Origin of the sequence: Rhodococcus jostii NBRC 16295 (assembly GCF_001894825.1) — a bacterium.
In the GTDB taxonomy this organism is placed as follows: domain Bacteria; phylum Actinomycetota; class Actinomycetes; order Mycobacteriales; family Mycobacteriaceae; genus Rhodococcus_F; species Rhodococcus_F jostii.
This window is the reverse complement of record NZ_BCWY01000038.1, coordinates 24,930-47,008: the sequence shown is the minus strand read 5'-3', so window position 1 is coordinate 47,008 and position 22,079 is coordinate 24,930. Positions and strand designations below refer to the sequence as shown.

21 protein-coding genes, 1 pseudogene and 2 riboswitches are annotated in these 22,079 nt (G+C 67.2%); of the genes and pseudogenes, 19 read left to right on the top strand and 3 right to left on the bottom strand.

The window, feature by feature from the left end:
• Window positions 1-7: 7 nt before the first annotated feature.
• The 3 genes from RJ1_RS23750 (at window position 8) to RJ1_RS23740 (ending at window position 3,649) form a co-directional block, all read left to right on the top strand.
• Window positions 8-1,585: a sugar ABC transporter ATP-binding protein gene (locus RJ1_RS23750; RefSeq protein ID WP_218026507.1), complete on the top strand. Its 1,578-nt coding sequence runs from the start codon at window positions 8-10 to the stop codon at window positions 1,583-1,585.
• Window positions 1,586-1,587: 2 nt separating this feature from the next.
• Complete coding sequence (locus RJ1_RS23745; protein WP_083400492.1) at window positions 1,588-2,571, top strand: ABC transporter permease; 984 nt, start codon at window positions 1,588-1,590, stop codon at window positions 2,569-2,571.
• Between the two features lie 160 nt (window positions 2,572-2,731).
• On the top strand, window positions 2,732-3,649 hold the full coding sequence (locus tag RJ1_RS23740) for an alpha/beta fold hydrolase (protein ID WP_073364480.1): 918 nt from the start codon (window positions 2,732-2,734) through the stop codon (window positions 3,647-3,649).
• A gap of 68 nt (window positions 3,650-3,717) precedes the next feature.
• Here the strand turns inward: RJ1_RS23740 and RJ1_RS23735 are convergent, their stop codons facing one another.
• A complete protein-coding gene (locus RJ1_RS23735; RefSeq protein WP_073364479.1) occupies window positions 3,718-4,038 on the bottom strand; it encodes a WXG100 family type VII secretion target in 321 nt (106 codons plus the stop codon).
• Window positions 4,039-4,131: 93 nt separating this feature from the next.
• On the opposite strand from RJ1_RS23735, the pseudogene RJ1_RS23730 reads away from it, so the two are divergent.
• Together RJ1_RS23730 and RJ1_RS23725 are read left to right on the top strand one after the other, a co-directional pair.
• Window positions 4,132-5,798 (top strand): annotated as a pseudogene (locus RJ1_RS23730) (alpha/beta hydrolase).
• A 74-nt stretch (window positions 5,799-5,872) separates the two neighbouring features.
• Entirely contained in the window at window positions 5,873-6,334 is a 462-nt protein-coding gene (locus tag RJ1_RS23725; RefSeq protein ID WP_240319772.1) for an LppA family lipoprotein, read from the top strand.
• A 21-nt stretch (window positions 6,335-6,355) separates the two neighbouring features.
• Here RJ1_RS23725 and RJ1_RS23720 read toward each other — a convergent pair whose 3' ends face one another.
• The gene (locus tag RJ1_RS23720; protein ID WP_073364476.1) at window positions 6,356-7,141 is read right to left on the bottom strand and encodes an HAD-IIA family hydrolase; all 786 of its coding nucleotides are present in this window, start codon (window positions 7,139-7,141) and stop codon (window positions 6,356-6,358) included.
• A 76-nt stretch (window positions 7,142-7,217) separates the two neighbouring features.
• Window positions 7,218-7,985, bottom strand: coding sequence for a sulfite exporter TauE/SafE family protein (locus RJ1_RS23715; protein ID WP_073364474.1), 768 nt, complete (start codon window positions 7,983-7,985; stop codon window positions 7,218-7,220).
• Window positions 7,986-8,197: 212 nt separating this feature from the next.
• Window positions 8,198-8,294: riboswitch (SAM riboswitch) on the top strand.
• 7 nt (window positions 8,295-8,301) lie between these two features.
• On the opposite strand from RJ1_RS23715, the gene RJ1_RS48890 reads away from it, so the two are divergent.
• From RJ1_RS48890 to RJ1_RS23655, 14 genes are all read left to right on the top strand, one after another.
• Complete coding sequence (locus tag RJ1_RS48890; RefSeq protein ID WP_368681154.1) at window positions 8,302-8,376, top strand: putative leader peptide; 75 nt, start codon at window positions 8,302-8,304, stop codon at window positions 8,374-8,376.
• Window positions 8,377-8,599: 223 nt separating this feature from the next.
• Window positions 8,600-9,508 carry an amino acid ABC transporter permease gene (locus tag RJ1_RS23710; RefSeq protein WP_240320007.1) on the top strand — a complete coding sequence of 303 codons (909 nt, stop codon included), beginning with the start codon at window positions 8,600-8,602 and terminating at the stop codon, window positions 9,506-9,508.
• Complete coding sequence (locus RJ1_RS23705; RefSeq protein ID WP_073364471.1) at window positions 9,505-10,287, top strand: amino acid ABC transporter ATP-binding protein; 783 nt, start codon at window positions 9,505-9,507, stop codon at window positions 10,285-10,287. Before RJ1_RS23710 ends, RJ1_RS23705 begins: the two co-directional genes overlap by 4 nt.
• A 38-nt stretch (window positions 10,288-10,325) precedes the next feature.
• A complete protein-coding gene (locus RJ1_RS23700) occupies window positions 10,326-11,297 on the top strand; it encodes an ABC transporter substrate-binding protein (RefSeq protein WP_073364469.1) in 972 nt (323 codons plus the stop codon).
• A gap of 11 nt (window positions 11,298-11,308) precedes the next feature.
• Complete coding sequence (locus RJ1_RS23695; protein ID WP_073364467.1) at window positions 11,309-11,851, top strand: GNAT family N-acetyltransferase; 543 nt, start codon at window positions 11,309-11,311, stop codon at window positions 11,849-11,851.
• The gene (locus tag RJ1_RS23690) at window positions 11,848-12,909 is read left to right on the top strand and encodes an LLM class flavin-dependent oxidoreductase (protein ID WP_073364465.1); all 1,062 of its coding nucleotides are present in this window, start codon (window positions 11,848-11,850) and stop codon (window positions 12,907-12,909) included. The genes RJ1_RS23695 and RJ1_RS23690 overlap by 4 nt, the downstream gene beginning before the upstream one ends.
• The gene (locus RJ1_RS23685) at window positions 12,906-13,964 is read left to right on the top strand and encodes an LLM class flavin-dependent oxidoreductase (protein ID WP_073364464.1); all 1,059 of its coding nucleotides are present in this window, start codon (window positions 12,906-12,908) and stop codon (window positions 13,962-13,964) included. The genes RJ1_RS23690 and RJ1_RS23685 overlap by 4 nt, the downstream gene beginning before the upstream one ends.
• A gap of 15 nt (window positions 13,965-13,979) precedes the next feature.
• Window positions 13,980-15,374, top strand: a complete 1,395-nt coding sequence (locus tag RJ1_RS23680) for an NtaA/DmoA family FMN-dependent monooxygenase (RefSeq protein WP_073364552.1) — start codon at window positions 13,980-13,982, stop codon at window positions 15,372-15,374.
• 47 nt (window positions 15,375-15,421) lie between these two features.
• A riboswitch (SAM riboswitch) is annotated at window positions 15,422-15,515 on the top strand.
• A 4-nt stretch (window positions 15,516-15,519) separates the two neighbouring features.
• Window positions 15,520-15,603 carry a putative leader peptide gene (locus RJ1_RS48885; RefSeq protein WP_310794466.1) on the top strand — a complete coding sequence of 28 codons (84 nt, stop codon included), beginning with the start codon at window positions 15,520-15,522 and terminating at the stop codon, window positions 15,601-15,603.
• A 151-nt stretch (window positions 15,604-15,754) separates the two neighbouring features.
• Window positions 15,755-17,392 carry an ABC transporter substrate-binding protein gene (locus tag RJ1_RS23675; RefSeq protein ID WP_073364550.1) on the top strand — a complete coding sequence of 546 codons (1,638 nt, stop codon included), beginning with the start codon at window positions 15,755-15,757 and terminating at the stop codon, window positions 17,390-17,392.
• A 3-nt stretch (window positions 17,393-17,395) separates the two neighbouring features.
• Complete coding sequence (locus RJ1_RS23670; RefSeq protein WP_073364462.1) at window positions 17,396-18,385, top strand: ABC transporter permease; 990 nt, start codon at window positions 17,396-17,398, stop codon at window positions 18,383-18,385.
• Window positions 18,378-19,298 (top strand): ABC transporter permease, encoded by a 921-nt coding sequence (locus RJ1_RS23665; protein WP_073364461.1) that lies wholly within the window; start codon window positions 18,378-18,380, stop codon window positions 19,296-19,298. The genes RJ1_RS23670 and RJ1_RS23665 overlap by 8 nt, the downstream gene beginning before the upstream one ends.
• Window positions 19,295-20,953, top strand: coding sequence for a dipeptide ABC transporter ATP-binding protein (locus RJ1_RS23660; RefSeq protein ID WP_073364459.1), 1,659 nt, complete (start codon window positions 19,295-19,297; stop codon window positions 20,951-20,953). The genes RJ1_RS23665 and RJ1_RS23660 overlap by 4 nt, the downstream gene beginning before the upstream one ends.
• The gene (locus tag RJ1_RS23655; protein WP_073364458.1) at window positions 20,946-22,079 is read left to right on the top strand and encodes an LLM class flavin-dependent oxidoreductase; all 1,134 of its coding nucleotides are present in this window, start codon (window positions 20,946-20,948) and stop codon (window positions 22,077-22,079) included. The genes RJ1_RS23660 and RJ1_RS23655 overlap by 8 nt, the downstream gene beginning before the upstream one ends.

Here is a 22,079-nt window from a genome sequence, read left to right as displayed (position 1 = left end):
AGGAACCGTGGAATCACCACTCAGTCGGACCCTTTCCGACTCGCTCGATTCGACGCACGACGCTCCTGGGACTCTTGCTCTCCGGATGTCCGGAATTACCAAGAGGTATGGATCGTTCACAGCAGTCGACAACGTCGACCTCAGCGTACGTCGCAACACAGTTCTGGGACTCGTCGGCGAGAATGGAGCCGGAAAGTCGACGATTCTGTCGATTATCAACGGAACGAACCGACCTGACAGCGGCACTCTCGAAATCGCCGGCTCGGTCGTGGGCTATGGGCATCCGCTCGAGGCCGCCGAGCACGGCGTTGCGACTGTCTTTCAGGAACAAGGGCTCATCCCCTCGCTACCGGTATACGAAAACATGTTCCTCGGGCGGGAGAAGCGATTCATCCACCACGGGATTCTGCGTCGCCGCCGGATGATCGACGAGTCTGCGAAGGTGCTTCACGATCTCGGTGTGGAAGTCGATCCCACCGTGGCAACCCAGAACCTTTCCTTCGGGCAGAGGCAGCTGGTGGAGATCGGCAAAGCCTTCGCGACCACGGCTGCGCACGATGCACATCCGATCATCCTCCTGGACGAGCCGACCAGCGCTCTGTCGGCCGTGGAAACGGATCTCCTCTTCGACAACGTGCGAAGGTGGCGAGATCGCGCCACCTTCGTGCTCGTTTCGCATCGACTATCGGATCTTCAGGCGCTCTGCGACGACGTTGCGGTACTCCGAGACGGCTCCCTGATCGCACAGTTGCCGATCTCCGAGACCACGGACGATCAGTTGCACGAGTTGATGGTCGGCCGCAAGCGGGATATCGAGTACTACAAAGAGGCTGCCCAACGGGACACCCTCGGTCCGGTGGTTCTCGACGTCTCCGGTCTCGCGAGCGCGGGACGATTCCGGGATGTGGAATTCCAACTTCGCCAGGGAGAGATCATTGGACTGGCCGGCGTGCTCGGCTCCGGGAAATCCGATCTCGCACGTGCCGTGGCGGGTATCCAGAAGTCGGACCGGGGAGCCATCGAGATCGCGGGCGTGCCCCTACGGAATGGCTCTATCTCCCACGCGATCAGCCAGGGAATCCAGTATGTTCCCGCGGAGCGGACCACCGAAGGCGTCATCCTGTCGCACAGCGTCGAGAAGAACCTGACGCTCACGGTGCTCGACAAGCTCAGATACCGCGGCACCGCAGTCCTGAACCTGCGGAGAAGTCGCGCCGTGACAGAGCGCTGGATCGCCAGGCTGCGAATCAAGGCGCCAGGCCCGGACGCGCTGATCGGACGACTGTCTGGGGGCAACCAGCAAAAGGTGGTCTTCGGCCGGTGCCTCGAACGGGAGCCCACGATTCTGGTACTCGACGATCCGTGTCGCGGCCTGGACGTCGGTGCCAAAGAAGAACTGTACGAACTGGTCCGCTCGTTCACGGAATCAGGCGGAAGCGTGATCCTCGTGTCGGACAACCTTCCGGAGATCATCGGGCTGTCCAACAAGATTCTGGTAATGCGATCGGGTGCAATCACTGCGTCGCTGAAGAGCCCGTCGAGCGCGAAGCCCGATGAGCGAGATATCGTCAAGGAGATGGTCTGATCATGACAAGTGCGACTCTCGAACGAACCACACTCGACATTTCGGAAACGCTGCGGAAGAACAGTACTCTCGTGTACCCGTTCGTTTCGGTGTTTGCGATCATCGCGTACTTCACGATCACCAGCCCACAGTTCCTGACATTCGACAACGCGACGAATATCGGAAGGCAAGCTGCGGTACTCCTTCTCGTCGCATTGGCTGGGACGATCGTCATTCTGATCGGATCGATCGACCTCTCGGTCGGTGCAAACGTCACCCTGTCGGGGCTGGTCACCGCAGCAGCGGTTGATCGGATCGGGCTTCTGGGCGCCATCGTCGCCGGCGTGCTGGCCGGTGCGGCAATCGGTTTCACCAACGGCGCCATCTACACGGGACTGAAGGTGCCCTCGTTTCTCGTCACGCTGGGAACCATGTCGGTATGTGCCGGTGTTGCCGGACATGTGTCCGGCGGTAGTGCGATCGTGTACTCGAGCACAGCGCTTCCCGATTTCGTGAATTCGAAATCGCTCCTGGGGATACCCAATGTGATTTTCATCGTGCTGGCCGTAGCGGCTCTTCTGACCGCCGTGTCGTTCCGAACCAAGTTCGGGCGGTACCTGTATGCGATCGGAGGCGGTGAGCCGGTCGCCGTACTGTCCGGAATCAATCTGCGCAGGTACAAGATTCTCGCCTTCGTTCTCGGCGGAGCATTGTGTGGTTTGGGTGGCGTCATTCTCACCGGTCAGGTTCAAGCCGGCTCGCCCAGCGCCGGCGATGCGCTGCTGCTGGACTCCATTGCAGCGGTCGTCATGGGCGGGACAGCCCTGTCGGGTGGACTGGGAGGAGCGCATCGGACGGTTCTGGGCGTCATCGTCATCGCACTGTTGTCGAACGGTATGGACCTCACCGGCGTGAACAACTTCACCCAGGAGATCGTGAAAGGCCTCGTAGTGGTGGCGTCGGTCGCACTGACGATCGACAGAAGCCGATACAGCTTCATCAAATAGCCGTGCGACGCGTTCGCGAACATACGACTCGGCAACCCATACACACTCAAAGCGGAGGTAACACGCTGTCATGACTGACAGAGCCACTACATCGACCCCGTCGGCTTCGTCACGGTTCGGAACCGCAACCCCACCGTATCCAGTGCCGAAGCAGGGCCACATGAGCGTCCAGATGCATGACCTGAAGCACGGCCTCGTCCCTGTCGCCGAGGGAGTACGACTGCACTACGTCGTTGCGGGTGAGGGCGATCCGGTCCTGCTGATACCGGGTTGGCCGCAGAGCTGGTATGCGTGGCGCTTCATCATTCCCCTTCTCGTCGAGGCAGGGCGTCGCGTCTATGCCATCGACCCCCGCGGATTCGGCGACAGCGATATGCCCAGTGAGGGATATGGTTTGGACAACGTCGCCGAGGACATACACGTCTTGATCGAGCAACTCGGACTCGCGGGTCCGGACGGTCTCGACATCGTCAGCCACGACACGGGGAGCTGGATCGCACATGCGCACGCCGCGGCCTATCCGCAGGATGTACGCACTCTGGTCCTGTCGGACGCTCACATCCCCTGGGTGTCGCCTCTGCCCGAGCGCGGCTATCCCGACGACAGTCTGAATGCGCGTCAGTGGCACTTCTACTTCAACCGAGTCGAAGGACTGTCGGAGGCTCTCATTCACGGCCGGGAACGTGAGTTCCTCAGCTGGTTCTTCGGCCCGTCGAAGCTTGCGCGCACATGGGTTATCGATTCGGAGGCATTCGAAGAGTACCTCCGTGTGTTCTCCAAGCCCGGGGCGGTTCGGGCGGGTCTGAACTATTACCGCGAGGTATTCAGCCCGCGAGGCCGAGCCGCCGGCGAAGCTCGCAGACAGAAGCAGCTCACCATGCCCATCCTGACTCTCGGCGGTTCGTACGCTGACGCCGACAACCTGTTCCATACGATGCGTCAGTTCAGTACCGACGTCCGCGACCGCGTATTCGAGGGAATCGGACACCATCTTCCCGAGGAGTGCCCCGAAGAGATGGCCGCGGAGATCGTAGCCTTCTGGGCCGCCGCCGAGGCGGAGCTCCGACCGGCCGGATAGGCGGCTCCGCCGCTCGTGCGCCTTTCTGGTTGTTCCCGCAACCACAAAGGCGCACGGGCGCGAAGCGCCTACAGGTTGAGGCTCGTGGTCGGCGCGACCGCATCGAGGCGCGCCGACGTGGCCTCGTCCTGCTCGTGGTAGCGGTGCGCGCACTCGACGAGGGTCGTCGACACCTCGGCCAGGGTGCGCTGCAACGACTCCCGACGACCGTCCAGGTAGCACGCGAACCGGCCGAACGCGGCACCGGTCGCATCCGGCCACGCCGCGCCCGAATCGGTGAGGGCCGCGTCGGTGGTGTTCAGCTGTGAGGACGCCTCGTCGAACAGGCTGTCGAGCTGACCGGCCGCTGCGCGGAGGGCCGCTGTGTCGACGTGGGTGGATTCGCTCATTTTCGATCCTTTGAGTCGGTCGAGACGAGATCGGACTCCCGCGGACGCGATCGATCCGTTAGGGTACGGGCATTATGCATCCTGGGGGGGATCGTGAATCTGAGGGATATCGCCCGGTGGGACACCGGTGCGCTGCAGGCCGTGCAACGGTCGCTGTCTGCGCGACTGGCCACGATCGGTTTCGTGCAGGACCGTCTCGCCGACATCGGCCGGTTGCCGACGTGGCACGCCGACGCCGCCGACGCCGCACGTCGACGGTTTCGGATCGCCGCGGATGATCTGACCGGCGAGGCCGCCGCGATCGCCGTCGTAGAGCGGTTGACCCGTGAGATGGTCGATGCGGTCACGCACCTGCAAACCGAGCTCGACGGCCTCCGCGAAGCGGCTGTCGCCCACGGTATGGCCTTGTCGGACAACGGGGACGTCGCCGATGTGCCCGGACCGGCCGTCGACGCCTCGGCGGCAGCGCGGCGTGATGAACTCCGAGCCGCAGCGCGTGCGTTGATCCTCCAGGCGGAGGACCTCGTCGCTGACGCGGCAGCGGTCCTGACGCGGGCAGCGGACGGCGAGCTCGAACCCGGTGAGGTCGAGCATGCGGGAAGCGGACTGTCCGCCCCGGCGCCGCCGTCGAATGGCTCCCCGCTCGACAATCGCGAATACTGGGACGCCCTGCCGGACGCGCAGCGGCGCGAGGTGATCGAACGGCACCCCGACTGGATCGGCAATCGTGACGGCATCCCGTCGGCCGTGCGCCACGAGGCGAACGTCGGCCGGTTCGACGACGAGCGGTCGCGGTGGGAGGCGGAGCGCGACCGGCTCCGGGAAAGTCTGGACCACAACGGATTCGGTGGAGCATTCACCGACGACGATGCGGCGCTGTGGTATGCCGAGCAGAAGCTGCGGGACCTGGGCGATCTGGAGAAACTCGTGCGCGATAACCCGGACGGCCGACTGATACTGCTCGACCTGCAGTCGGGGGAGCGGACCATGGCCGCGTTCGCGCTCGGCGACCCGGACACCGCCGACCACATCTCCGTCACCACACCGGGCATCGACACCACCGTCGCGTCGCTCGGCGGCATGACCGAGGAGGCGAAGGCGCTGAAGTCGGAGACCGAACGGCAGCTGGACATCGCCGGCCGCACCGGTGAGACGGTGTCGACCATCGCGTGGCTGGGGTATCAGCCGCCGACCACCACCGGTCCCGGCAACTACGACGTGCCGTTCCTCGACCAGAATCTCGGCCGCGGATGGCTCCTCGACTCCTGGCAGTCCGACCGCGCGACGGCGGGCGCCCCGAAACTCGCGTCGTTCTACGACGGTCTCGACGTCGCCTCGCAGAAGCCCGACCCGCACATCACCGCCCTCGGGCATTCGTACGGTTCGTTCACCCAGGGCCTGGCGTTGCAGGATCCGGGACCGGGACAGCCCGTCGACGACGCCGTGTTCTACGGCTCGCCCGGGTTCCACGCGAACGACGAATCGGACCTCGGGTTGGCGCCCGGCCACGGATTCGTGATGCGCGCGCACGACGACCCGATCGCCGTGGTCGACGGGTTCGACACGCTCGGACCCGACCCGGTGCAGACCGACCTCGAACAACTGTCGGTGCGGGAGGCGACGACCCCGACGGCGTGCGGCGGGAAGACGCCGACGGGCACAGCGAGTACCCACGGCCCAGCGGCACCGGCGAATTGCGGACGTCCGGCTACAACATGGCCGTGATCGTGGCGGGCCTGCCGGATCTGGCAGTCCGGTGACGGTCCGGGGCGAATGGACGACGAAGGCAGTCGCCGTGATCGGCGTGGCAATCCTGACGAGCGGATGTGGTGGCATGACCGACAACCCGTACAACTTCGGCGACGAGGAGATCGCGGCGGCCGCAGCAGACCTCCGCGGACGGCCCTCTCTCGCGGACGCCGAGCGCCAAGTCACCCACGCGGTCGTGCGGATCAGCGAAGCCGCCGGGACGATTGCCCCGGATACGCAGTGGCGGTGGCACCGTGAACGCAGCCAGGGCGGAGGATGCCCCGGACCGTATGCGTACACGGACGGGCTCTCCGTCACCACGCAGGCGCTGCTGTCCGACACCCCCATCGGCGACGCCGAGTGGCCGGCCGTACTGGCGGCGGCCCGGGAGATCGCCACCGACGCCGGAATGAGCCGAGTCGACGTTCACGTCGACCGGCCCGGGCACCACGACGTCACGCTGTCCAGCGAGGACGGGAACCGGATCACGTTCGCGACCTACAGGGCAGCGACCATCAGGGGCATTACCGGCTGCCGCCACCCGTGAGTACTTGTCAACCTCCCGCGGTTAAGAAGTACTCACGGGCGGCGGAGCCGCAAACGGGTCCGACGTGCGGCCGACGAGATCGGCGACCGATTTGAGCACCGCGGTGGGGCGATAGGGGAACAGTTCCACTGAATCGCGCGTCGAGATGCCGGTGAGGACGAGGATGGTCTGCAGTCCGGCCTCGAGGCCGCAGACGATGTCGGTGTCCATGCGGTCGCCGATCATCAACGTGTTCGCGGAGTGCGCACCGATGGCCCGCAGTGCCGAGCGCATCATCAGCGCATTGGGCTTGCCCACGTAGTACGGGTCGCGGCCGGTGGCCCTGCTGATCAGTGCCGCAACGGATCCCGTGGCGGGGAGCGAACCCTCCCGCGAGGGGCCGGTGGGGTCGGGGTTGGTGGCGATGAAGCGAGCGCCCCTCTCCACCAAGCGAATTGCGGTGGTGATGGCCTCGAAGGAGTAGGTGCGGGTCTCGCCGAGGACCACGTAGTCGGGATCGTTCTCGGTGAGGACGTACCCGATGTCGTGCAGTGCGGTGGTGAGCCCCGACTCGCCGACGACGTAGGCGCTGCCACCCGGCCGTTGGTTCGCGAGGAACGTTGCGGTGGCCAGGGCGGACGTCCAGATCGATTCCTCGGGAATGTCCAGGCCGGTGCGGAGCAATCGGGCGCGGAGATCGCGTGGAGTCCGGATCGAATTGTTGGTCAGGACGATGAACGGGGTGCCGGACTCCCGGAGTTCGGCCAGGAACAGATCGGCCCCGGGGACCAGGTGCTCTTCGTGGACGAGGACGCCGTCCATGTCCATCAGGTAGGTCCAGCCCGGGTGCTCTACGTCGTTGCTCACCGACCCAGTATGAGGGAGCAGGAGTGGGCGTGCGCGACTATGCGAGCAGCCGGAACAGTCCGATGAGGCCGACGACGACGATGGTTCCGCGCAGCGCGGTCGGCGACAGGCGGCGACCGTAGCGGGCGCCGAGGACGCCGCCGAGCAGCGAGCCCACCGCGATCAGGCCGGCGGCTGCCCAGCTGATCCGGTCGAAGGCCACGAGGGTGTAGGCGGTCGCGGCCACGACGTTGACGATCAGCGAGAGCAGATTCTTCGCGCCGTTCATCCGCTGAAGACTCTCGGGCAGGATCGCCCCCATCACTCCCATCAGGAGGATGCCCTGCGCGGCGGTGAAGTATCCGCCGTACACGCCGACGGCGAACGTGCCCACCGTCAGCAGGGCGAGGCGCGTCGGGCTCAGACCGGCCTCGTGGCTACCGCGCTGCTTGGCCCAGGCCTGGATCTTCGGCTGCAACACCACCAGGATCAGCGCGAGGATCAGCAGTACCGGGACGACCAGTTCGAACACAGTTTCGGGCAGGTGCAGCAGTAGCCACGAGCCGAGAACCGCGCCACACAGCGACGCCGGGATCTGCCACCGCAGCCGCGAGCCCTGGCCGGCCAGCTCCCGCCGGTACCCCCACGTGCCGGACACACCGCCGGCGACCAGGCCGATCGCATTCGACATCGTGGCGGTCACCGGAGGGAACCCGAAGGCCACCAGAGTGGGGAAGGTGATGAGCGTGCCGCTGCCGACGATGGCGTTGATCGCGCCGGCGCCTACGCCGGCGACCAGGATCGCGATGACTTCGAGTGGTGTCACCGAGGCGACGTTACAAGGGCCTCGCGAGGCCCGGCAGCCGGGTCGGTCGACCGCCGTGGACAGGGGCTGCCCGCTCCATCCAACCGCATCGATGCTCGTGTGTCAGCACTTCCGCGCACCGTGATTCTTGCACGGATTCGACACCATTTCCCCTGTGTTGCAGGGGAATACCCCGTGTTGACGAGGTGTGAGAACGCGGCTAGTGTTCGCTTCAACCATCCAGAGCGACCGAGAGACCTGGCTCGTTGACGTCGCAGCAACCCTTCCGAATCCTTCGGGTGCGGGTGCTACCGCCGGGATCGATGGAAGGCAGCACATGAACTACCTTGCGCGCCCAGCATGGCGCAGACGGCACATCGACCTGTGCCGGACCACCTCCTGCCACTGTTGACGAGGCGTCGCAACACGCTCACCAGGCATTACGCCCGGTGAGTGTCTGACGCGCGCCCGCATTCCGCGGTTGTCGCGCGCCTCCACTCGTCTCGTTCCAGGTGAAAGGCCGCATCGGTGATGTCCGTCATAAGTGGTGAGGGAGCGTGAGCGCACCCGTCCGGGCGCGTTCGACCGCGCCTCAGAATTCAGGTACCGCCGGTGACCGGCCGGAGGACGCCGCGCTGGAAGTGGCGAGGAAGTGGCATCCGTGGCGGTGGGCGATCAGCGCCGTCGTCCTGGTACTGCTCGCTCAGTTCGTCCACGGCCTCGCGACCAATCCCGGATGGGACTGGGCGACGTTCGCTAAGTACTTCACCGCCGGGTCCGTTCTGCAGGCGCTGTGGATGACGGTGAAGCTGACGCTGTGGGGAACGGTCCTCGGATTCGCGCTCGGCGTCGTGCTGGCCGTCAGCCGCCTGTCACACAATCCGGTGCTGCAGGTCATCGCCTGGGTGTACATCTGGGCGTTCCGATCGATCCCGCTGATCGTGCAGTTGCTGTTCTGGTTCAACATCACGTACCTGTATCAGACTCTGTCGCTTGGTATTCCGTTCGGTCCGGGCTTCTTCACGTTCGAGGTCAACGGCGTCATCAGCGGCTTCACCGCCGCCGTCATCGGATTGGCCCTGCATCAGGCCGCGTATTCGGCCGAGATCATCCGCTCCGGCATCATCTCCGTGGACCACGGGCAGATCGAGGCGGCGCAGTCGCTGGGCATTCCGCGCCGCCGCCAGTTCTTCAAGATCGTTCTGCCGCAGGCGATGCGCGGCATCCTGCCGAACGCCGCGAACGAGGTGATCAGCCTGTTCAAGGGCACCTCGATCGTGTCGACGATGGCGATCGCCGAGCTGTTCTACCAGGTGCAGGTGATCTTCGGCCGCAACGGTCGCGTCGTGCCGCTGCTGATGGTTGCCACGATCTGGTACATCATCCTGACCACGCTGTTGTCGATCGGCCAGTACTACGTCGAGCGGCACTACGCACGCGGATCGGCCCGAGCGCTGCCGCCGACTCCGTGGCAGAAGCTCACCCGGAAGTTCGCCGAGATCCGCGACGCCGGTGTCTCCGTACCGAGAGGTGCCACGAAATGACAACCGACGCCTCCACGACGGAGTTCGCGGTGGAAGTGCGCGGAGTCCACAAATCCTTCGGCACCCTCGACGTGCTCCAGGGTGTGGACCTGCTGGTCCGCAAGGGCGAGGTGACGGTGATCCTGGGTCCGTCGGGTTCCGGCAAGTCCACCTTGCTGCGCACTCTCAACCACCTGGAGAAGGTCGACCGGGGCACCATCCGCATCGACGGCGACCTCATCGGATACCGGCGCAAGGGCGACAAACTCCACGAACTGCGTGAACGCGACATCCTGAAGCAGCGCTCCCGGATCGGATTCGTGTTCCAGAACTTCAATCTGTTCCCGCATCTCACGGTGCTGGAGAACGTGATCGAGGCGCCGGTGTCGGCGCAGGGCCGCGACCGCACCGAGGTCGAAACGGAGGCGACAGCACTCCTGGAACGCGTCGGCGTGGGCGACAAGGCCCACGAATACCCGCGACAACTGTCCGGAGGCCAGCAGCAGCGAGTCGCGATCGCGCGGGCACTCGCATTGCGTCCGGCGGTGATCCTGTTCGACGAGCCCACCTCGGCGCTCGACCCCGAACTGGTCGGTGAGGTCCTCGCCGTCATCAAACAACTGGCACGCGACGGCGCCACCCTCGTGATCGTCACCCACGAGGTGGGTTTCGCCCGCGAGGTCGCCGACACCGCCGTATTCATGGACGCCGGCGTCGTGGTCGAACAGGGGCCGCCTTCGCAGGTCATCGACAACCCCCGGCACGAGCGCACCACAGCATTTCTCTCCCGAGTTCTCTGAACCTTCCGCACCCCGGTGTGGATCCCCGAAAGGCAGACATGTCCAGCGCACGGTTCCGTACGAAGATCCTGGCCTCGGCCCTCATCACCGTCGCGTTCCTCGCCACCGCGTGCGGTGGCGGCGACGTCGAGGACGAGGGGTCGGGACCCACCTCGGCCGCCGGCTACAACCTCACCGCCGACCAGAATCGCATCACCACCGACGAGGTCGACGCGATCGCCGCGAAGGTGCCCCAGCAGATCCGCGACCGCGGCACGCTCGTCGTCACCGGAAGCGCCGGGTCCGCTCCGCCCCTGCGTTTCTACGCCGACGACGACAAGACGCTCATCGGCTCGGAGACGGACTTCGCGTACCTGATCGGCGACGTTCTCGGGCTGAAGGTCGATCTCCAGACCGCCGACTGGGCGCAGAACTTCGTCCGGATCGATTCCGGTGAGGCCGACGCCTTCATCTCCAACGTCACCGTCACCGAGGAGCGGAAGGAGAAGTACGACTTCTCGACGTACCGCCTCGACACGGTCGCGTTCGAGACGAAGAAGGACAGCGGAATCCAGATCAAGGAGCCCAAGGACGTCGCGGGCCTGAAGATTGCGGTCTCCTCCGGCACCAATCAGGAAGCGCTACTGGTGAAGTGGAGCGAGCAGAACGTCGCTGCGGGACTCGAACCCACCGACATCACCTACTACCAGAACGCCACCGACTACTACCTGCCGCTCGCCTCGGGCCGGATCGACGCCTACTTCGGTCCCAACCCGTCCTCGTCGTTCCACGTCGCGCAGGCGGGGGAGAGCGAGATCGCCGGAACGTTCTCGGGGGCGGGCGATGCACTCCAGGGTGAGATCGCCGTCCTCACCAAGAAGGACAACGGGCTCGTGACCGCCGTCAACGAGGCCGTCAACCACATCATCGAGAACGGAACGTACGCACAGGTTCTCGACCGCTGGAACATCGCGAGCGAGGCCGTCGACACGTCGATCGTCAACCCGCCCGGGCTTCCCAAGACCAGCTGACAGGAGGAACCGTGACCGAGAGGACCGACTCCGTGCACACCGTGTTCGTCGACCAGACCGATCCACTGGCCGCACCGCTGCTCGAGGAACTGGCGATCGAATACAGCACCCGGTACGGCCGCACCCGCGACGAGATCTACGAAGACCTCACCACCTATCCGGCCGAGGAGTTCGCCGCCCCGGGAGGCGCGCTGCTCGTCGTCGTCGAGAACGGGACGTCGGTGGCGGGCGGGGCGTTCCGCCGATACGACGAGGACACTGCCGAACTCAAGCGGATCTGGACCTCGGCGTCACACCGCCGCCGCGGACTCGGCCGAATCGTGCTGCGCGACCTCGAGGCCGAAATCCTCCGGGCCGGCTACTCACGCATCTTCCTGACCACGGGACCGCGGCAGCCCGAGGCGGTGGCCCTCTACCTGGCCGCCGGCTACACCCCGCTGTTCGACCGCTCCCTCCCACCGCAGGACGTCGGAATTCACGGATTCGAGAAGGCCCTGCCCACCGCCACCACTCTGCCCTCCGGATGGGCCGCAAAGGAGTACGAGTCCGTATGAAGTTTCTGCTGATGAGCCTCATCACGCATCAACCGGATCCGGTGACGGGGGAGAAGATCGGCACCGCGACCCGGCTGCAGGAGGTCGTGGATTCCGCAGTGCTCGCCGAACAACTGGGATACCACGGGTTCGCGGTGGGGGAGCGCCACGAACATCCGTTCCTGTCCTCGTCTCCGCCCGTGGTGCTCAGCGCCATCGCGGCTCGCACCAGCACGCTCCAGTTGTGGACCGCGGTGACGACGCTGAGCCTGCTCGACCCGGTCCGGGCGTTCGAGGACTACTCGACGCTGGACAACCTGTCGGGCGGCCGGCTGCAACTCATCATCGGCAAGGGGAACGGCTCGGCGCAGGCGGCACTGTTCCACGTCACCCCGGACGACCAGTGGGACCGCAACCGCGAAGGCTACGAACTGTTCCGGCAGTTGTGGGAGAGCGAGGACGTGACGTGGGAGGGCACGTTCCGGCCGTCACTCGAGCACGCCGTCGCCCTGCCCCGGCCCCTGCAGCCGCGGATCCGGATCTGGCACGGCAGCGCGACCAGTAGGGAATCGGTGGATCTCGCTGCCCGCTACGGGGATCCGATCTTCTCGGCCAACGTCACTTACCCCATCGATTCGTACGCGGAACTCGTCCGGCACTACCGCGAACGGTGGGCCCATTACGGTCACGACCCCGCCGACGCCCTCGTCGGTGCGGGCACCGCCGGGTTCTACGTGACGCCGAACTCGCAGGATGCGCTGGACGTGTGGCGGCCGATCCATGCCGCCCGCCTCGACTTCGCGCGCAGGGCCGGCCTTCCGGTGGTGTTCGAGACCGTCGAGGACTTCGTCGACCGCAGTTCCGCCCTGATCGGCAGCCCGCAGCAGGTGATCGACAAGGTGCAGCGTTATCACGAGCAGTTCGGCCACGAGGTGATCCACCTCAGCGCCGACCGTGTCGGCACCGACAAGCAACACCGCGAAAGCCTCGAGCTGTTCCAGGCCGAGGTGGCGCCGGCGCTGCGCGCAACCATTCCGAGCCGCCCTCTCGCGGCGGACACTGTGGAGGGACACGCATGAGCCTCTTTCTGGGCATCGAACTCGACGGTGAGGGTGCCCGTCCCGACGCGTGGCGGCGAGCCGCTCACGCGCCCGACCGGTTGCTGACCGGGCGCACGGTGGCGGACCGTGTCGCGGCGGCGGAGAACGCCGGTTTCACGTTTGCCTCGTTCGACGACTCGCTGCTGCCTCCCGGCGCCGACGGGGGACCGGCCGGCCGGATCGACGCGGTGAACCGCGCCGCGTTCGTCGCCGCGACCACCAGCACGATTGGCCTGGTCCCGGTGGTCGGCACCACGTACGCCGAGCCGTTCCACACGTCCTCCCAGCTCGCGACGCTCGACTACGCTTCGCGCGGACGCGGCGGCTGGATCGCAACCCGCGACACCGACCCCCGGGTTGCGCGCGCATTGGGACGGACCGAGGTCACGGCCCCCGCCGACTTCGCGCGGGAGGAACGGGACGCGCTCACCGTGGTCCGGGACCTGTGGGACTCCTGGGAGGACGACGCGGTGATCCGCGACTACGCGACCGGACGTTTCGTCGACCGCGACCGATTGCACTACATCGACTTCCAGGGCGAGACGTATTCGGTGAAGGGGCCCGCCATCGTGCCGCGGCCGCCACAGGGGCAACTGGTGGTGTTCGGCCGCGAAGGCGATACCGATCCGTCGCTGGTCGACGTGGTGCTGGTGTCCGGGCCGACCCTCGAGGACACCGTCGAGGCCGCCGGGCGCGCGAAGGCCGGCGGGGCGACGCTCGTGTTCGCCGAACTCGATGTGGCACTCGGCTCGTCCACGCCTGCCCCGCCCGGCGGACGGCTGTCGTTCACCGGCGATGCCCCCGGGCTGGTGGAACTACTGCGCGCCCTGGACTCGCACGCCGACGGCGTGCGACTGCATCCCGCCGTCGTCGACGAGGACCTTCCGGTGCTGGCGCGGCACGTCGTCCCGGCCCTCCTGCGCGCCGGCATCGCTCACCGTCCCGTCCCCGGTTCGACCCTGCGCAGCACGCTGGGCCTGGACCGTCCTGTCACCCGATTCCAGGCCGAGCGCCTCGAAGACTCTTCTCGCTGAAAGGTTGTGGAGACCATGACCGACAACTCGTACGCCAGGCCCGGCGCCCAGGTGCACTTCGGTGTCTTCTTCCAGGGCGTCAACCACACGACGATCTGGTCGGATCCGTCGAGCGGGTCGCAGATCGACTTCGAAACGTTCCGGCGGGTGGTACTGACCGCCGAGCGTGGCCTGTTCGACGCCTTCTTCCTCGGCGAGGGCCTGCGCCTGCGGGAACAGGAAGGCAAGATCCTCGATCTCGACATCGTGGGCAGGCCGGACGCGATCACCCAACTCTCCGCGCTCGCCGGCATCACCCGGCACATCGGGTTGGTGGCCACCCAGAACACGACCTACAACGAGCCGGCCGACCTCGCCCGGCGGCTGTCCGGGCTGGACCTGCTTTCCGGTGGCCGGGCCGGGTGGAACGCTGTCACCACGGACAACGCGTGGACCGGGGAGAACTTCCGGCGCGGCGGCTTTCTCGACCACGCGGACAGGTACGAGCGGGCTGGACAGTTCCTCGACACCGCCCGCGCGATCTGGGATGCGTGGGCGGACGACGCGGTGGCGACGAGCACCGACGCGCCGTCGTGGTCGACCCCGGACGGTGTGCAGGAGGTGTCCCGGCGGACGTCGCAGTTCGACGTCACGATCACCCCGACCCTCCCGCGCAGCGCCCAGGGGCATCCCGTCATCTTCCAGGCCGGGGACTCACCGGCGGGCCGCGACTTCGCGGCCACTCACGCCGATGTGATCTTCTCGCGGCACGGAACCCATTTCGACGAGGCACTCGCGTTCGCCGACGACATCCGGGCCAGACTGCGTCGTGCCGGGCGCCCCGAGGACGACGTCAAGATTCTGCCGGGCACGCAGATCGTGCTCGCGGAGAACGAGTCCGAGGTCGAGGAGAAGGTCCGTTGGGTCCTCGAAGGCCAGTACACCGGGCAGACGGCGTTGTCTCTGGTGGGGCAGGTGTGGGGCCGTGATCTGTCCGATCGCGACCCGGACGGGCCACTGCCCGAATTCGATCCGGTGCCCGCGCCGATCTCCGTCACTCGCGGGGCTGCGCGCGACGGGAAGGATCCGCTCGCCATCGCCCGGGAATGGCGGGCACTGGCGGAGGCGCAGAACCTGTCGCTGCGGCAGGTCGCGATCGCGACCACCCAGCGGTCCGGCTTCGCCGGCACGCCCGGTCAGGTCGCCGACGAACTCACCCGGTGGGTTCGCAGCGGAGCGACGGACGGATTCAACATCTCGCCGTACCTGGTGCCCACCGGTCTCGACGAGATCGTCGACCTGCTGGTGCCCGAACTGCAGGAGCGAGGCTCGTACCGAACGGAATACGAAGGCTCCACCCTGCGCGAGCATCTCGGTCTCCGGCCCGCCCTGTCGCGACGGGAACTCCCGCCCCGGCAGGCCGTGGGGTGACGGGGGTCCGTGTGGCGCGGCGACCGGCGATCTCTTACACTCGGTAACGACCATCCAGAGCGACCGAGAGACCTGGCTCGTTGACGTCGCAGCAACCCCCCGCCCTGCGGGTGCGGGTGCTACCGCCGGGATCGATGGAGGAACGATGTTGACCGAAGGTTTCGTGAGCGCCTGGGGGCGTCTCCACGTCGATCTCTGCCGGCTGTCCACCTCGATCTGTCACAGCTGACCTGACACCCCGTCACCTCGGGGTTCCGGCTCTTCACACCGCATCCGCGTCGGATCCGGTGTCCCTCACCTTCCTGTGCGCGTGAGCACTGCCGATTCGACGGGCAGTGCACACGGCACTCTTCGAGATCACGGAGTTCTCGGTGCCATCAGTGCTTTTGTCCTCGCCCCACCGCGGTGGTTTCCGCATCGCAGCGGGTATCGGCGCCGCCGCCGTGCTGGCCACGGCGCTCACCGCCTGCGGTGGCGGTTCCAGCAGTTCCTCCGCGGATGCGGGCCCCGCGCAGCCGGGCGGCACGCTCCGCTACGGCCTCTCCCAGGCACCCACGTGCGCCGACCCCGCACAGTCGGGCACGAACCAGACGATCTACGTGGCTCGTCAGGTGGTGGACTCGCTCACCGACCAGGACCCGGCAACGGGCGAACTGAAGCCGTGGCTGGCCGAGAGCTGGGAAACGGACGCCGACGCGTCCTCCTTCACGTTCCGCCTGAAGGACGGGGTGACATTCAGTGACGGAACACCTTTCACCGCGGAGTCGGTGAAGAAGAACCTCGACGCCATCGTGAACACCCTGACCGGAGCCAAGGCCGCGCTCGGTGCCAGCTACCTCACCGGCTACACCGGAACCACCGTGATCGACCCGCTGACCGCGCAGGTCGACTTCGCCGCACCCAACGCGCAGTTCCTGCAGGCGTCGTCCACCCCGCAGCTCGGCATCCTGTCGGATGCGTCCGTCGCGAAGTCCGCCGAAGAGCGGTGCACCGGCACCATCTCGGGCACCGGGCCGTTCACGTACGCCGACTACCAGCAGGACAAGTCGGTGACCCTCGCCAAGCGCGCCGGATACAACTGGGGCTCGGACGTGTTCGGCCACGACGGCGAGGCCTACCTCGACACCATCGAGTTCAGTGTCGTCCCCGAATCCGGTGTCCGCACGGGCAGCCTGTCTTCGGGACAGCTGGACGCGATCAGCGACGCGTTGCCGCAGGACGCCCCGCAGATCGAAGGCGCGGGCGGGCAGGTGCTCACCACGTCGAACCCCGGGACGCCGTTCGGCTTCCAGCCCAACGTGACTCGCGGACCGCTCGTGGATCCCGTCGTGCGCAGCGCGCTGGTCCCGGCGATCAACCGGCAGGAACTGGTCGACACCGTGCTCGGGCCCAACTTCAGGCCCGCCACCAGCACGCTGGCCAGCCGCACCCCCGGCTACGTGGCGCTGCCGGACGTCACGTACGACCCGGAGAAGGCGAAGTCGATCCTCGATCAGGCGGGCTGGGTTCCCGGTGCCGACGGCATCCGGGAGAAGGGTGGTCAGAGGCTGAGCTTCCCCGTGCTGTTCAGCTCCGTGTTCGCCGGCAACCAGGCCATCCTCGAGCTGGTGCAGCAGCAGCTCAAAGAGGTGGGAGTGGATCTGCAGCTGAATCTCGTGTCCACCCCGGAGGCCACCGCCCGCCAGAATTCCAAGGACTTCGACGCCACCTACTACAACAGCACCCGCGCCGACGGTGACATCCTCCGCACCCAGTTCGGCCTCGAGGGCCGCAACCTGAACAACCGCGGACCGATTCCCGCGCTCGACGACGTGCTCGCGAAGCAGCTCGCCACCACCGACACCGCCGAGCGGAGCGCGCTGGTCGCCGACGCTCAGCAGCAGGTGCTCGACAACGGCCTGTGGATCCCCACGGTGGAGCTGTCGCAGGCGATCGGAGCCGGTCCGAACGTGCAGGATCTGAAGTTCGAGGCCTCGGCCCGGCTCCAGTTCTTCGACACCTGGATCAGCGGACGCTGACCCATGATTCGCTACCTCGGACTACGGGTTCTGCAGGCGGTCGCCGTCCTGTGGGCGACGTTCACCGTGTCGTTCGCCGTGCTCTTCCTGCTGCCGTCCGACCCGGTGAGCATCGCCGTCGACTCGGCGACCGCCGGAACGACGGTCGACGCGGCCGCCGTCGCGGAACTGCAGGCGCGGTACGGGCTGGACCAGCCGGTGTGGGTGCAGTACTGGAATTCGCTGAGCCACGCCGTGCGCGGCGACTTCGGGTACTCGATCGCCACCGGGCAATCGGTGACCGAGGCGATCGGCAACGCGCTGCCCAGCACCCTTGCGCTGGCGTGCGCGGCGCTGGTCCTCGCCGTAGTGTTCGGGACATCGGTCGCGTTCCTCGCCACCTACACCGGGGTCCGGTGGCTGCGAAACCTGCTGTTCTCGCTGCCGCCCCTCGGTGTCGCGGTGCCGACGTTCTGGGTGGGTCTGATTCTGCTGCAGGTGTTCTCGTTCCGGCTGAAGGCATTCCCGGCGTTCGGTGACCAGGGGGTCGCCACACTGGTGCTCCCCGCGGTGACGCTCGCGTTGCCGACCGGCGCGGTGATCGCCCAGGTGCTCGCGGCGAGTCTGCAGACCACGTGGCGGCAACCGTTCATCGAGGCGGCACGGGCGAAGGGCGCGTCCCGCTGGCAGATCCAGACGCGGCACGCTCTGCGGTTGTCGAGCATTCCCGCGTTCACCATCGCCGGTGTGCTCGTGGGCAATCTACTGGCCGGATCGGTCGTCGTGGAGACGGTGTTCTCGCGGGCCGGTGTCGGGCGGCTCACGCAGACTTCCGTGATGGCGCAGGACATTCCGGTGGTCCAGGGAATCGTGGTGCTGAGCTCGCTCGTCTACGTGCTCGTCAATCTCGCGGTCGATCTGCTCTACCCGCTGATCGACCCCAGGATCGTCGAGGGCAGACGCAGTTCTGACACCAGCGCCACCGCGGATGTGGAGGAGAAGGTTCATGTCTGACATCCTGACCAGGGAACTGATCGACGAGGTCGAGGGTTTCGACGGCGCGCCGAACGAACCGCGGCCCTCGATCACGCCCCGGCCGCACCGCCGCGGACACGGCGTGACGGAGTGGCTGCGCCGCAATCTCGTACTCGTGGCCTCGGCCGCCGTGCTCCTCGTGGCGGTCGGGTTCGCGGTGGCGCCGTCGGTGTTCGCGAGCGGTGACCCGCTGGTCGGCGTGCCCGCCCAGAAACTGCAGGCGCCCAGCGCCGCACACTGGTTCGGGACCGACAACATCGGACGTGACGTGTACACCCGCGTCGTCCACGGGGCCGGACTGTCGCTGACCGCGACGCTGCTGGCCGTCGGCATCGCACTGGTCGTGGGTTCGCTGATCGGTCTGCTGTCGGGTGCGGCCGGAGGGGCCCTGGACGCCGTCCTGATGCGGATCGTCGACGTCCTCCTGTCGATACCCGCGCTGCTGCTGTCGCTCGCGCTGGTGACCGCACTGGGGTTCGGCACGGTCAACGTGGCCATCGCCGTGGGAGTGTCGCTGATCGCGAACTTCGCCCGGGTGATGCGGTCGGAGGTGCTGCGCGTCCGCCGGTCGCTGTACGTCGAGGCGGCGTTCGCGTCGGGCGTCCGCTGGCACACGGTGCTGCGTCGCCACATCCTGCGGAACTCGTACGCACCTGTCGTCGCCCTGGCGGCGGTCGAATTCGGCATGGCGGTGCTCGCCGTGTCGTCGCTGAGCTTCCTCGGGTTCGGCGCGGTGCCGCCCACCCCGGAATGGGGCTCGCTGATCTCGGAGGGCCGCAACTACCTCGCCACCGCGTGGTGGATGACGACCCTGCCCGGGCTGGTGATCGTGGCCGTCGTGCTGTCGGCGCACCGCCTCGGGCATGCACTCGAACGGAGGGAAGTGCGATGAGCGCGAACGACACCCCGCTGCTGCAGGTCTCCGGACTGCGGGTGGCATACGGGAGCCTGAACGATCCCGTCGTGGCCGTGAAGGGCGTCGACCTGACGGTCGGGCGAGGAGAGGTGGTGGCCGTGGTCGGCGAGTCCGGCTCCGGAAAATCCACCACGGCGCACGCGATCCTCGGACTGCTCGCCGGGAACGGACGCGCCGTCGGCGGCACCGTCACGTTCGACGGGGAACGCCTCGACACCAAGTCGGAGCGCGCGCTGGGCCGGATCCGCGGCGCCCGGATCGGCCTCGTTCCCCAGGACCCGACGACGTCGCTCAACCCCGTCCAGCGGGTCGGTGCACAGGTGGCGGAGGTCCTGCGGATCCACGGCCTCGCCGACCGGCGGACCGCCCATCTCGAGGCGGTGCGCATCCTCGCCGAGGCCGGGATCGACAGCCCCGAAGTGCGCGCGCGGCAGTACCCGCAGGACCTGTCGGGCGGGCAACGGCAACGTGTCCTGATCGGGATCGCACTGGCGTGCAGCCCGGAACTCGTGATCGCCGACGAACCGACCAGCGCGCTCGACGTCACCGTCCAGCGCCGGATTCTGGATCATCTCGACGCGCGGATCGCCGAAACCGGCACCGCGGTCCTGCTGATCACGCACGACCTGGGCGTTGCCGCCGACCGGGCCGACCGGATCGTGGTGATGAGCCAGGGCGAGGTGGTCGAGTCGGGACCTGCCCGCGAGATCCTCGAGAACCCGCAGCACGAGTACACCCGCTCCCTGCTGGCCGCCGCACCGAGCCTCTCGGTGGAGCGGAGACGTGACCGCGACGAGGATGACGCGGGAGTCGTCCCCGACGCCCTTCTGCGCGTGTCCGGCGTGTCCCGGACGTTCCGGATCGATCGGCGCACGACCCTCGATGCCGTCCAGGACGTCTCGTTCGAGGTCCCGCGTGGACGCACGCTGTCGCTGGTCGGAGAGTCCGGGTCGGGGAAGTCCACGGTGGCGCGGATCGCCATCCGGCTCGAGACGCCTACCGGGGGACGCGTCGAGTTCGACGGCCGGGACATCACCACCCTGCGCGGCGGCGCCCTGCGTGCCCTGCGCCGGCGGGTGCAGATCGTGTACCAGAACCCGTACGCCTCCCTCGACCCGAAACTCGCCGTCGCCGACATCGTGGCGGAACCACTCGGTGCGTTCGGTGTCGGAAGCAGGACGGAACGCGCGGCGCGGGTAGCTGAACTGCTCGAACAGGTGGCGTTGCCCCGCACCTTCCTGGACCGCAGACCCGCCGAACTGTCCGGCGGGCAACGTCAGCGGGTCGCCATCGCACGCGCACTGGCCCTGCACCCCGAACTCGTGGTGCTCGACGAACCGGTGTCGGCCCTCGACGTCTCGGTACAGTCGCAGATCCTCGGTCTGCTCGAGGACCTGCAGCAGGAACTCGGCCTGAGCTATCTGTTCATCTCGCACGACCTCGCCGTGGTCCGGCAGATCAGCGACACGGTCGCCGTGATGCGTTCCGGGCGGATCGTCGAATTCGGGACCGCGGCAGAAATTTTCGACAATCCCCGCCACGACTACACCCGGCAGCTGCTCGACGCGATCCCGGGACGATCCGTCGTACGCCCACGTTCCGCACAGCCGAAGGAATCGATTCATGCCTGAGCCACGCTTCCCACTCGTCGCCGTCGATCTGTACGGCACGGGAATTCATCCGCAGTCCTGGCGTCGACCGGACTCGCGCGCCGAGGACCTCTTCACCGCCGGTTACTGGACCGGACTGCTCGGACAGGCCGACTCGGCCGGAGTGGACCTCGCGTTTCTCGGTGATTCCTTCGCGATCGCCACGACGGGGCACGCCGATCAACGCGGGCACCTGGACGCCGTGGCGATCGCGGCACGCGCCGTCGCCGCCACCGACCGCATCGGCCTGGTTCCCACGGTGACCGTCACCCACACCGAACCGTTCCACGTCTCCAAGGCGATCGCGAGCCTCGACCACGCGTCGCTCGGTCGCGCGGGGTGGCAGGTGGACGTGTCGGCCGGTCAGACCCAGGCGAATCTGTTCGGGCGCAAGGATGCCCAGGATGCGGAGAGTCTGTGGGCGGAGGCGGCCGACGCGATCGAGGTCGTGAGCCTGCTGTGGGACAGTTGGGAGGACGACGCCGAAATCCGCGACGCGGCCACCGGACGCTTCGTCGACCGGGACAAGCTGCACTACATCGATTTCGAGGGAACCCACTTCACCGTGAAGGGACCTTCGATCACGCCCCGGTCGCCGCAGGGGCAGTCCCTCGTCGTGATCGGTGCCCGGGACGAGCACTCCACCCGGATCGCCGCCGCGCACGCCGACGTGATCCGCATCGGTGCATCCGGCGTGGACGTCGCACGTCAGCGGGCTGCGCAGGTGCGCACAGCTGCCGAGGAGGCGGGCCGTGACCCCGGTTCGATTCGCATCCTTCTCGACGTCGAGGTGGTGATCGCCGAGTCCGCCGACGCCGCCGAACACGACCTCGCGCAGCTGGAGAACTGGTCCGGCAGCCGGTACGAGCCGGAGTCGGTCCTCTACCGCGGCGCCGCGCCGGGGCTGGCCCGGCTGATCACCGACGTGACGGCCGGGGACGTCGACGGCGTCACGCTCCGCCCGCTCACGGTGCCGTCCGGACTGGACGCGATCACCGAGCACGTCCTGCCCCTGCTGCGGTCCGGCGACCCGAAACAGGGCAGCGGGCTACTCCGGGACCGGCTCGGCCTCGGCCGTCCCGCCCACCACTTCGCCGGACAGGACTGA

Bases quoted from the DNA above. Each gene is read 5' to 3' on its own strand.
- RJ1_RS23745 (WP_083400492.1), top strand. From the start codon at position 1,588: ATGACAAGTGCGACTCTCGAACGAACCACACTCGACATTTCGGAAACG.
- RJ1_RS23740 (WP_073364480.1), top strand. From the start codon at position 2,732: ATGAGCGTCCAGATGCATGACCTGAAGCACGGCCTCGTCCCTGTCGCC.
- RJ1_RS23735 (WP_073364479.1), bottom strand. From the start codon at position 4,038: ATGAGCGAATCCACCCACGTCGACACAGCGGCCCTCCGCGCAGCGGCC.
- RJ1_RS23725 (WP_240319772.1), top strand. From the start codon at position 5,873: ATGACCGACAACCCGTACAACTTCGGCGACGAGGAGATCGCGGCGGCC.
- RJ1_RS23720 (WP_073364476.1), bottom strand. From the start codon at position 7,141: ATGGACATGGACGGCGTCCTCGTCCACGAAGAGCACCTGGTCCCCGGG.
- RJ1_RS23705 (WP_073364471.1), top strand. From the start codon at position 9,505: ATGACAACCGACGCCTCCACGACGGAGTTCGCGGTGGAAGTGCGCGGA.
- RJ1_RS23700 (WP_073364469.1), top strand. From the start codon at position 10,326: ATGTCCAGCGCACGGTTCCGTACGAAGATCCTGGCCTCGGCCCTCATC.
- RJ1_RS23690 (WP_073364465.1), top strand. From the start codon at position 11,848: ATGAAGTTTCTGCTGATGAGCCTCATCACGCATCAACCGGATCCGGTG.
- RJ1_RS23685 (WP_073364464.1), top strand. From the start codon at position 12,906: ATGAGCCTCTTTCTGGGCATCGAACTCGACGGTGAGGGTGCCCGTCCC.
- RJ1_RS23680 (WP_073364552.1), top strand. From the start codon at position 13,980: ATGACCGACAACTCGTACGCCAGGCCCGGCGCCCAGGTGCACTTCGGT.
- RJ1_RS48885 (WP_310794466.1), top strand. From the start codon at position 15,520: ATGTTGACCGAAGGTTTCGTGAGCGCCTGGGGGCGTCTCCACGTCGAT.
- RJ1_RS23670 (WP_073364462.1), top strand. From the start codon at position 17,396: ATGATTCGCTACCTCGGACTACGGGTTCTGCAGGCGGTCGCCGTCCTG.
- RJ1_RS23665 (WP_073364461.1), top strand. From the start codon at position 18,378: ATGTCTGACATCCTGACCAGGGAACTGATCGACGAGGTCGAGGGTTTC.
- RJ1_RS23660 (WP_073364459.1), top strand. From the start codon at position 19,295: ATGAGCGCGAACGACACCCCGCTGCTGCAGGTCTCCGGACTGCGGGTG.
- RJ1_RS23655 (WP_073364458.1), top strand. From the start codon at position 20,946: ATGCCTGAGCCACGCTTCCCACTCGTCGCCGTCGATCTGTACGGCACG.